An 11937-nucleotide genomic window follows, 5' to 3' on the forward strand; every position below is an offset into this window, starting at 1 on the left:
CCCCGATGGCCTCATCGCGGGCTTCATAGCCATCGCACACGGCGCAAAGGCGTAGCGCGCCTGACGCAATGGCATCCTCGATGCCTGTTGCCTCCGGCAACCGATCCCTGATGCCGGCGGCAACCAACACCGTCCGGGCAGAAACGGTCGACCCCGCCGCGTTGATCTGGAAGCCACCCTCCGACGGCTCCACGGCCGTGACGGTTGCGGCCATGAAAGGAACGTCGTGCTGTTCGGCTTGGGCGCGGAAATGCCCAAGCAGTTCCCGGCCGCCGACGCCAAACGGAAAGCCAGGACAGTTGTGGCTGACGGGAATCCAGCGCGCTCGTGACTCCCCTGCATCAATCACGAGGACTCGGCGGCGGTAGCGCGCAAGGTAAGTGGCGGCCGTGAGTCCGGCAGGACCGGCACCGACTACGACACAATCGTAGGGCTGTTCCATCGGGGCTCCGGGCGGCTTCTGGACATGGGGCGGGCATGATGGGCCCCTTCAAATGAAGGCCAGAGCGCAATGCTGTGAAGTTCCACCGACAAACCAGGCGAGGCGACAGCGGGCAACATGGTCAGGAGTTCTCTACCTCCGTGCCACGCCGTTGCTAGAAGCCCTTCTGGACCTGGACCCACGCCCGAACATCGTGCGTGTCGCCAAGGATTGCCGGTCGGGCCCCTACCGGATGCGCGACGTCCGCGCTGACCACCCATTGATCGTCGCCCTGCCACCGTAAGCCCAAGCCCACGTCCTGCATGTGGGCGCTATTGGTGCCCGGAGCAAAGCGGTCCTTGTATAGGGTCACGTGCCCCGCATCCGCGAATACCAGCGCGATCAGGCTGCCCGGTGTGCCGACGTGAAGGGACCGGCGGAACTCGAGGTTGACCATCTGGCCCTGGCTTCCCGCCAACACCCCGGTGTCATACCCGCGCACGTTGTTCGCCCCGCCAAGATAGAACTGCTCGGCGGTATCCACGTTCTTATTCGCCCACTGCCCCTGAAAGCCGAGGTACAACGCGTTGTTGTCCGACAGCTGCTGAAGGCGCGCAACGGAGAGCGTGTATTTCAGATAATGGCCCTTCGTCTGGGCGCTGATCGCATCGACAAATTCGGCGAAGGCGTCATTGAAGCCCAACAAGCCGTAAGTGGCGGCCAGGTTGAAGTTCGTCACGCCGTGCGCGTCACGCTGGTCGCCGGCAAGGGTCGCGGTCCAGCCATAGGTATGGCGTAGCGTGCGAATGCCGACGATGTCGATGGAGTCGTTAAGATGGCGACGGTCGTAGCCAAGCTGGCCGTAAAGGTTCCCGTCGGTGGAGCGGATGAACGGATGACTGACGAACACACTCGCTACCTGCGCCGTGCCGTGCGCGTCCAGCACGCGCAGGTCACCCTTGAGCTTGTAGTCGAGCGACGAGACCGCCGCCCCGACCACCGTGCCTTCGCCATTGAGCAGGTAACGGTAGCCGAGCCGCCCGTAGTTCATGTTCGAGCCGGCAGTGAGCGCAGTCGCGTCAAGCACGTCACCCTGATGGAACAGGCCATTGATATTGAAGGTGCCTGTCATGCGCGTTCGGCCGGTGTAGCGGTTCCCGTAATCGTCGAGCGCGACCGTGCCGGTGTAACGGGGCCGATCATCCGTCCGCACGGCAAGGTCTGATGTACCCGGCTCAAGCCCGGGGCCGAGCGCCGATGTCTCGGAGACGCCCGGAATGTCGCCCAGCAGCAACAGGCTGCGATCAAAGCCGTGCGATGAGACCGGCATGCCCTCCTTGAGCGGCGCCAGCGTAGCCTGCAGCGGACCGTCGTGCGTTGCACTGTGGTTCTCGAGTGTCACTTTGCCCAGTCGCGCCTCCTGCACGGCAAGGCGGACCGTGCCACCGGTCAACGTTTGCGCCGGCACATAAGCGACCGTCAAAGGGTAGCCCTTTGCCCGATACGCGGCAGTGATCCGGCCGGCTAGCGCATTGAGCTGGCCGAGGGTCATGTCGGTGTTCTCGCCCGAAGCGACCAGCGCATGCAGGTCTTCGGCCGGCAACAAGGTGGCACCCGTGATCTCGATGCGCGTGACGTGGAACGGGGCGCTGTCGCCTTGCGCCGTCGGCACTTGCGGCGTGACGGTCAGGCCCGTGTCATCGGAGCGCTGAGGGGCGGGTGTTGCAGGCACCTGGCGAAGCAAGTCACCGGTCTGGGGAGCGCGCACCTGAGCGGTCGCGCCCGAAGCGATGGCAAGCAGGATGCAGGCACCCAGGACATTCGCGGTGCGCTTGGGAAATTGAACCATGGTCATCGAAAAGCCGTTTCTGATTCGAAGGGGGTTATTCACTGCATCACGTCCGCAGGCAGTCGCACGCCGCCACTGACGACCTGCAGCGAAAGGCCGGAATTGAAGTCCKAGCGCTGCACGTTCTTCTCCACCGGCTGCCGGGTCTTTTTGTGGTTACCGGTGTAGTCGCCGACCGTGACATTCGAGGCGACGCCGTATGGCGTGGCTAACGTCTCGGGCCCAAGCAAGGCGTCGATCTGGGTCAGTGCATTCCCCGAGGTCCCTTGCGAGGCGCTCTGAGTGATGTTGGCCGTCGTGGTCGGATTCCAGCTGAGGGCGTAGTTGCCGGCGCCGTCGCCGGCGATCATGCCGGTCACATTCACTGTTTTCCCGTTGCCTACGTTCTTGTCGGAGAAGGCACCGACGGTCGACAAGGACACGCTGTCCCCCGCCAGGACGCCGCTCAGCACGCCTTGGGTGATCGCGGCGGTGTTTCCGTCATAGACCTTGTCGTTGGCCGTGATGTTGGCGTTAATGCCAAGTGGCGTAATGGTCGCCACGTCGTGGCCGCCGACGAGCGTGTAGTTGCTGGCCAGCGAGCTGCCATTATCGTTGAGCGCCAGCGAACCAAGGCCCGCGAGTGCGCGGTCCGTGGCTACGTTCTTGCTGGCAAGCACACCCTGGCCGGACAGGAACAGGCTTTCGCCCGCGACGCCAGCAATCACCCCAGCGTTGCCGAACATGCCAGCACCAGCCACGGTGCTGCCGTCGTACACGCGCGTGCCGGCGAGGTCGAGCACCAGCTTGTTGATCGCGGCGGTGGTGGTCGTGTTGGTGGTCAACGTGTAGTTACCAGCATCCGTGCCGGTCAGCTGGCCCGCCACGTTCACCGTCTTGCCCGACCCCGCATTCTTGTCCGCGAAGGTGCCCTGGGTGATGACACCCAGATCGTCGCCCGCAAGCGCACCCGTGAGGCTGCCCTGGGTCTGCGCCGTGGTAGTGCCATCGTAGAACTTGTCGCTGGCGACGATGCTGCCGCCGATAGCCAACGGGGTGATGTTGCCTGTCGTCAGGGCTGTCGTGTTGAACGCGTAGTTGCCAGCGTCCGCTCCCGAAGCGGAGATGCCGTTCACCGTGATGGTCTTGCCATTGGCGACATTCTTGTCGCTGTAGTTCGCCGTGCCGCCCGCGAAGGTGATCTGGTCGCCGCCGAGGACGCCGGCAGCGCCCAGGCCCACCACGGCCAGGGAGCCGCCGTCGTAGACTTTATTGGACCCGGTGGCATCGACCACGATCTGCTTTGGGGTGATGGTCAGGGTGTGCGTACCGCCGACCAGCGTGTAGTTGCTGCTGAGCGCAGCCCCGTTAGCGGTGAGACCCAGCGTTCCGGTCGAGGTCAGGATCTTGTTGGTCCCGGCGTTCTTATCCCCCACGGAGCCATCGCCGCTCAGGTCGAGCGTATCGCCGTTGATGCCCGCGACGACCCCGTGGTTACCAAAATCCCCAGCCGCAGCGACGGTCGAGCCGTCGTACACGCGCTCTCCGTGCAGGTTGATGATGTAAGGCGTGATGTTCGCGAGCGTGGTCGCTACCGTGTTGTAGACATAGTTTCCGGCATCGGTGCCCGCTGCTGTGATACCGCTGACCGTGACGGTCTTGCCATTGGCCGCATTCGCATCGGAGAACAAGGACGACGCGCCGCTGAAGCTCACATCGTCGCCGCCGATAAGACCGGTCTGCGACAGCACCGTCGTCGCCGTGGCATTGCCGTCATACATTTTGTCGGCCGCGCTCGTGCCGACCACGATGGTCGCCGGCGTGATGTTCGCGGTCGTGGTGGTGTTGCTGGTGACGACATAATTGCCGGCATCTGCCCCACCAACGACACCGGAGACATTAACGGTCTTGCCGTTGCCAACGTTCTTGTCGAGGAAGCTGCCCGTGGTCGACGCGTAATCGACGATATCGCCGCCGAGCACGCCCGACAAGCTGCCATGCGTCACCGCCCCCGTCGTACGATCGTAAACACGGTCGTCGGCCACGATGCTCCCGCTGATGGCCAGCGGTGTGATGTTGCCGGTGGTCGCGGCCGAGGTGTTGAACGTGTAATTGCCGGCGTCCGCACCGCTGGCCGTGATGCCTGTGACCGAGATGGTCTTACCAGTGCCGACATTCTTGTCGCCAAAGGTGGCTGCGCCGGATGCAAAGTCCACCGTGTCGCCCGAAATCAGGCCTCCGGATGCCAACGTAGCCGTTGCCGCCGTGGTGGCGTCATAGACCTTGTTGCCGCCGATGGCAGTGACCGTCACCGCGAGCGGGGTGATCGTAAAGCTGTCGATGCCCCCCAACAGCGCGTAGTTGCTCGCACTTGATCCTCCCGTGCCGTTGAGTGCCAGCGTGTCGAGGTCGAAACCGCCCGTGCCGTCAACAGCCCGGAGGTAGGTGGCCACATTCTTGGATGCGCTTCTACCCGCACCGGTGAGGATCAGCGTTTCACCATTGGCGCCGGCGACGACGCCGTTCGTTCCAAAGAGGTTCGCACTGGCCGTCGTCGTGCCGTTGTATACACGCGTCCCGGTCAAGTTGATGATGAAGGGCGTGATGTTCGCGGTGGTGGCTGCGCTGGTGTTGGCCAGCGTGTAGTTCCCCGCATCGGCACCGCCGGCGGTGATCCCATCCACACTCACTGCCTTGCCGGTCCCGACATCCTTGGTATCGAAGAGGTTGCTGGCGGCGCTGAACGTCACCTGGTCGGTGCCCAGCAGATCCTGGCTCGACAGCGTCGCGCCCGATGCCGTGCTGCCGTCGTAGACCTTGTTGACCCCATTGGCGTCCACATGGATGAGCTTCGAGGTGATGTCGGCGAACACGTTGGCCGGCTGCACGAGGGTGTAGTTGCCCGCGTCTGCCCCGGCAATGCCCATGGCCGTGGCGACCGACTTGTGCGTGCCGACATTCTTGTCGCTGAAGGTGCCGACATCGGCGTTCGTCAGATCGACGGTGTCCGACCCCAACACGCCATCGAGCGTGGCGTTGTGCAAGGCAGCGATGGTGTTCGCGTCATACACCTTGCTGTCGGCCGTGGTGTTGATCACGTTGAGGATCGCCGGCGTGATCGTGTAGGTATCGGTGCCGCCGGTCAGCGTGTAGTTGCTCGCGAGGCCACCCGCGCCGTTGGCCAGCGCGAGCGAACCCAGCGCGAAGTTACCGCCGGTATAGCTACCCACGTTCTTGCTCGCCGTGTTGCCCGTGCCCGAGAGGGAGAGGCTCTCACCCGACACCAGGTTCCCCAGGGTCAGACCAGGGCTGAAGATCGAGGTCGAGGTGTCGTAGACCCGCGTTCCGCCCAGGTTGAGAATACGCGGCGTGATGTTCGCCAGTGCTGTCACCGTCGTGGTCGAGAGCACGTAATTGGCCGCGTCAGCGCCGCCCTTGGTGATGTTGCTCACCGTGACGGTGCGTCCGTTGGCCACATCCTTGCCGTCGAACTGCGGCGTCGTGGACTCGCCGAAGTTGACCGTGTCGCCCGCGAGGACGCCCGTGGACGACACCGTCGCCGTGGCGTTGGTGGTTCCATCGTACTGCCGGCTGTCCGCCGAGGCCGTGGGGGTGATGGTCAGCGGTGAAATGGTCGCCGTGAGCCCCGTGGGCTGGACGAGAATGTAGTTGCTGCTGTCGCCACCGGTCACGGTCATCGACGTGCCAACAGACTTGCCGACACCGGCATTCTTGTTGGCGAATGTCCCGGTCGCGAAGTTCCCCAGCGTCACATCGTCCGTGCCCAACCGCCCCACAAGCGTCGAGCCAGAGAGTTGCGCCACGTTGGAGCGGTCATAGGTCTTGTCGGCTGCCACCGTGCCRGCGACGGTCAAGGTGGCCGGGGTGATAGTCACCCAATCGATGCCGCCGGTCAGCGTGTAATTCGTCGCGGTGCCGCTGTTGTCGCCCAGCGCCAACGTGCCGAAGTTGGCGAAGCTTCGCTGGTTGCCTACGTTCTTCGTCGACAGGACACCGCTGCCGGTCAGCGTCAGGCGTTCGCCATTCACGCCGGCGATCGTGCCGCCACTGGTGAACAAGGCAGCATCGGCATCGGTGGTCGCGTCATAAACGCGCTGGCTCATCAGGTTGATGATGAAGGGCGTGATCGTGCCGAGCGCGCCGGCGGCACCGGTTGGCAGGTCATAGTTGGCGAGGTTGGTGCCCGAAAGTGCCACAAAGTCCGACACAGAAAGCGTCGACGTCAGGCCGCGGTTGCTGCCGGCGTTGACATTGTTGTACTTCGCGGTGGACGACTGCGGAATGCTCGCTCCCTGCCCGCTCACGAAGCCCGAAAGTGTGTAGTCACCAGCGGTCAGCGTCACGGAATCCGAGCCGTCGTACGGTTTGGTCGGATCGCCCGTGATGGACGCCGTGACCTGGCGCCTGGAGATACTGGCGGTAAGGCCGCTGACCTGGTCGAYGCGGTAGTTGCCCGCGGCGCTGCCTGCCAATCCAAACCCTGACGTCGTTACGTCGAGGTTGTTGGCTGCGTTGGCCGACCGCACGCTGCCGCTCGCACCCGAGGTATCGAGCGTCACGTTCCCGTTGTCGGCACTGAAAATGCCGCCCAACGACGCTGTGCCCGTGCTCAAGGCAATGCCCGTGTTGCCGTCGTAGATCTTATCGATGGCCGACACACCGTTGATGCTCAGTGTGAACGGGCTGATGGTCGCAGTCAGGCCGGTCAGCGGCATGAGCGCGTAATTACCGGCTTCGCTGCCTGAAATGGAGAAGCCATTGGCTGTGACGGCTTTGCCGACGCCAGCATTGGCATCCGCAAAGGTTCCGGTCGTGCCTACCGCGAGGGCAACCTTCGCCGCGTCGTTCGAGTCAGCGCCCACCAGCCCGACCAGGGAGGCCCCGCCGCTATTGAGCGTTGCCAGGGTCGTTGCGTTGTAATCGCGACTCTGGGCGGAGACCCCGACGATGTAGAGCGGCGCCGCGGTGATCGTACCGGGGCCGGTCGCGACCGTTGGCAAGATGTAGTTCGACAGCAGCGTCTGGCTGTTTGGCAGATACGAGGACACCGCCATGTTCGCCGTGATCGTCTTGTTGCTGCCGACGTTCTTGGTGTCAAAGGAGATTGACGACGACGGCACGACGTCCGCGCCTTCGCCAGCCACAAAGCCCAGAAGCTCGTAGTTCTGGGGCGTTAGCGTCACATAGCGTGTGCCGTCATACACCTTCGAGGGATTGCCCACGATGGATGCCGTCAACAGCGCCTGCTGAATCTCGCCGGTGCCGAAGGCCACCGTCGGTAACGTGTAGTTGGAAAGATTGGTGCCAGCGTTAGCGTCGAAATTGGCGCTGGAGAGCGAAGCTGACACGGCCTGCTTACCGACATTCTTCGAGGCGAAGATGCCGACGGTCTGGTTGACCGAAGCGCCCTCGCCTGCCGCAAAGCCGGAGAGGATGAAGTTCGCCGGCGTGAGCGTCGCGATGGTGGTGCCGTCGTAGACGCGGGTCGGGCCGTTGATGCCGGCCGTAATGAATCCGGCCAGGGGCGCCGGAGTGATCGTCCCAATGCCGGTCATCACCGTCGGCAGCACGTAGTTCGACAACACGGTGCCGTTCAGCGCGGTGAAGTCCGTCAGATTCAGGTTTGCCGTCACATTCCGCTGGCCGACATTCGCGGTGTCGTATGTGCCGTGGCTCTGAGTGACCGTGGCGCCCTCCCCGCTGAGGAAGCCGAAGAGCTGGAAGTTGTCGTTCGTCAGCGTCGCATCGGTATTACCGTCGTAGACCTTTGTAGGATTTCCTACGAGCGACCAGGTGAGGATGGCCTTGGCGATCGTGCCGTTGCCGGTGATGGAGGTCGGGAAGGTGTAATTGGAAAGTTCTGCACCGTTGCCCAGGCTGAAGTCTGACGGCTCGAGCAAGGCGGTGACCAGCTGCGTGCCTGCGTCTTTGCTCGCATAGGTGGCGCCGGCGCTCTGCACGACGGTTCCCGTCTCTCCCCCTTGGAACCCGCTGATGGTCACATCGCCCGAACCGATGTTGGCGGTCGTGGTCCCGTTGTACGTGCGGGTGGGATTGCCCGTGATGGATATCGACAGCGGCGCCGGCGTAATGTTAGCGGACAGGCCCGTAGGCTGGGACAAGGTGTAGTTGCCCGTGCCCGTCCCCGCCAGCGTGAAGCCGGACGCGCTGACGCCGATGCCATTGCCCACGTTCTTCGTGGCGAAGGCACCGGCCGCGCCGGCGGTGACCAGCGAAATGTTCGCGGTGTCGGTGCTGTTCACCAGGCCGTTGAGCGCGAGGTTCGTATAGGCGAGCGATGCCGTCAGCGTCGCGTCGTACACCTTGCCCATGGCCGACACACCGCTGATCGTCAGCGCCTTCGGCGTAATGGAACCGGTGATGTCCGATTGAAGGACAAGGTCGTAGTTGGCGGCCTTGCTGCCGACCAGCTGGAATCCCGTGGCGGTGACGGATTTGTTGTTACCCGCGTTCGCGTCTGCGAACAGGCMAATGCCATTGGTGCTGTCAAGCGTGGCGTTGGCTGTGTCGCCCGCGATAACACCAAAGATCGAGACGCGGCTCTTGTCCAGGTTATCCGTGGTGGTGCCGTCGTAGACTTTATCGCTGCCAAGCAGGCCGGACAGCTGCACCTTTGCCTTATTGATGGTGCCCGCGCCTGTTGCCGTCGTGGGCAGAACGTAATTGGAAAGCGTCGTGCCGTTTGCCGCCATGAAGTTGGACGGCAGGAAACCCACGTTGATGATGCGCGCGCCAGCGTCGGCGGAATCGTAAGCGACACTGTTCGGCTGACTGAAGGTGATGCTCTCGCCCGCTACGAGCCCGGTGGTCAGGTAGTTGGCGCTGGTCAGCGTGGCGGTGGTCGTGCCGTTGTAGGTCTTGGTCGGGTTGTTGATGACCGAGACGCTGAGCTGGCGAGGGTCGATGACACCGATGTTAGCCGAGGCGCCACCACCGCTGATCGTGTATCCATACACGGGAACGAGCCCACTCGCATCGGTGAAGGTGTATCCAGCCGCACCGTTAGCTGCCGTCACCTGGATCCCGCTGGCGGCATCCTTGCTGCCATAGGTACCGGTCGCGGTGGCGATACGGTCGCCGTTGACCAGGGTGGCGTTGAAGTTGGCCCCGGTCAGACTGGCCGTCGCCGTGCCGTCGTAAGTCTTCTCAACGGTGCTGCTGAGGCCTGAGATGGCCGCGTTCGCCGTCTGCTTGTAGAGGAAGCCGCTACCTGCACCCAGTGGTGTCGCGCCCGCTGCCGCGTTGTACTGGATGAACTGCGGGGTAAGGCCACCGGTGACGTCGGCCGCGCGGCTCGCGGAATAGACCAGCCACTTGCCCGAGGCCGAACTGAGCGCACTCCCGCCCGCGTTGTTGATGAAGGCGTTGGCAGCGGTGAGGGTTACCCCCGCCCCGCCGGCCACTGTGCCGCCTGCGGCAAGCGTGATGTTGCCGTTGCTGCCTGTGGCGCCCTGAGCGGTGAGCACAACGTGGCCCGCGCCGGAAATGGGCGCGTTGACGTTGATCGCGCGATACGCGGTCAGCGTCAAGGTACTGTTCGGGTTGGTCCAGCTGATGGCCGCGTTGACATTGATATCGCCGACGCCGCCGGGATTTTGCACACCCGCGCCCGAAGCACCGCCGGCCGAGGTCGACTCGGTCACGTTGGTGCCGCTGTTAAGCGAGTTCGAGATCGTCGTAGCTGCGGCCGTGTCGATGGTCAGGTCGTACGGATCGACCAGCCAGGTGCCCGCCTTCCCATGCGCTGCGCCGGCGGTGATCGCCGCACTGCCAATGTGGGCGAACGCGCCTGAGGTCTCGATGGTGCCACCGTTTCCGCCATTGGGCGCGCTCGCATCCAGCGTGCCTTCGACGTTCACATGACCGGCCGTCATGCCGCCCAGCAGAACAATTTCGCCGTTGTGGTTCTGTACCGTCTGCGCCCGGACGACGCCGGTATTGTTGACGGTGCTGGCCAGCAGCGAGTCGGCCGCACCCGCGGTCATGAGAACCCGCCCGCCATCGGCCTGGACCAACTGGCGGTTCTCCACCAGGTTGTTGAGCGTGCTGCGGTCGACCTGGAGGTGGAGCAGCTGGCTACCCTCGAAGGTGAGCGTAACGGCGCTCCCGCCCCCCATCGCCACCGTGCCCAACTGCGCGCTGATCGTGCCCTGGTTGGACACCGTATTGCCCAGCAAGGCGACGTAGCCGCCGCTCGCGGCACGAATGGCGCCCTTATTGACGACGCCGCCCTTGCCGTCGCCACTGAACGTACGAGAGGTCGCGTCCAGCGAGCTGTCCGCGGTGTCGAGCGTCGAGGCGACGAGGCCGCCGACATTCACCTGCGAGCCCTCGCCGAACAGCACGCCGTTAGGGTTGATCAGCCAGACCTGGCCATTGGCGTTGAGGTGCCCGTAGATCTCCGAGGCGCTGTTGCCGAGGATACGATTGACCGCAATGGCATCGCGGCCCGGCTGGACGAAGTTGACTGTCTCGTTCGCACCGATGTCGAAGGTCTGCCAGTTCAGCGACAGATGCTGGCTGGCCTGGTTGATCGTCGTCGTCGCGCCGTTCTGGTTGATCGCGCCGTTGCCCGAAACAATCTGACCTCCGGTCTGACCGGCACGGGCAGCTCCTGCGCTACCGATCGCCAGGGCCACCGCCAATGCCATGGTCGCCACGCGCGGCGCGCTTGCGGGCGCGTTGACGCAAACGCCCGGACGGCGGCTGCGGGCGAGTTCGCTGGCCGCGACCCACTGTGAAGTCGCGGCGTTCCAGCACAGGCGATAGATCCGATTCATTGTTGCGAAGCCCCGTTTGATGCAGTCAATTGCGTGCAGCGCGAGAAGGTTCGCGACACGCACCTTGCCGCCGCTCAGTGCGTCGTCAGGGCAGCGTCGCGCTCGTGTGCAAAGTGGCCGCAGCGATCGGTCGCATAAAGTGCGAACTTCGTCACGTCGGCGGGGCGATTCTAGGAAGAGCGGCGCGATGTGATAAGGCCGCCGAACGGGAACTTCTGTCACGCCCAGCGTGACAAGTTCCCCTCGATCAAAAGGAGAACAAGCGGCTTTTGTCAGGACGTGAGAACGGACAAGGGCTAAGCGGGATCAACACCCTTTGCGTAAGGGGACACCAGGGGCTCGCGTTCCTGCGGTACGGGACGGATGTCGCCTTCCGGGCGCTCGGTGAGCCGGGCAACAAGCGCCATCAGTTCGGCCGCGTCGGAGGGCTTCAGAAGCACCTCTACTTCTGAAGAGCGCCACTCCGGCAGAGTGGCAGGCGGAACGGACGTAAACACCAGAAGTGGCGCGTTCGGTGCAAGGCGACGCAGGCGTGCGAAGACCGTCCCCTTCGTGTCTTCCGGCCACCGAAGTTCCGCAATAACAAGGACTGGCGGCTCGGCCCCGAAGTCGTCCAGCGCACTCGCCGATGCCACGGGCACGGACTGGAAGCCGTAACCGTCGAGCAGATCGCACAACACCGCGCGACGCGCCGCATCAGGCTCGGCCACCACCACCCTCCTGCCGTGCCCTTCCATATCGATCGTGTCGTGGCCAACGGCCAGGTCGGGCTCCAGGTCGCGCTCGTCGGCCAGGGGAACCTCGATCTCGAATGAGAAACGACTGCCCCTTCCCTCCGGACCCTTTCCTGCTTCAAGCCGAGACCC

General features: G+C 63.9%; 4 protein-coding genes. All 4 read right to left on the bottom strand.

Features of this window, described 5'->3' with window-relative positions; translation table 11 throughout:
• Positions 1-442, bottom strand: a 442-nt coding sequence (locus AC1DT2_RS08015; RefSeq protein ID WP_477295716.1) for an NAD(P)/FAD-dependent oxidoreductase, incomplete at its 3' end; no start/stop codon positions are given.
• 154 nt (positions 443-596) lie between these two features.
• A complete protein-coding gene (locus AC1DT2_RS08020) occupies positions 597-2276 on the bottom strand; it encodes a ShlB/FhaC/HecB family hemolysin secretion/activation protein (RefSeq protein ID WP_477295718.1) in 1680 nt (559 codons plus the stop codon).
• A 32-nt stretch (positions 2277-2308) separates the two neighbouring features.
• Entirely contained in the window at positions 2309-11071 is an 8763-nt protein-coding gene (locus AC1DT2_RS08025) for a YDG domain-containing protein (protein WP_477295720.1), read from the bottom strand.
• Positions 11072-11367: 296 nt separating this feature from the next.
• The coding region (locus tag AC1DT2_RS08030) for a hypothetical protein (protein WP_477295722.1) at positions 11368-11937 on the bottom strand (570 nt) is incomplete at its 5' end.

The sequence above is a fragment of the Luteibacter sp. P4_E6 genome (genome assembly GCF_056401535.1).

What these genes read in the sequence shown, in the direction of transcription:
- AC1DT2_RS08020 (WP_477295718.1), bottom strand. Translation starts at nt 2,276, where the DNA reads ATGACCATGGTTCAATTTCCCAAGCGCACCGCGAATGTCCTGGGTGCC.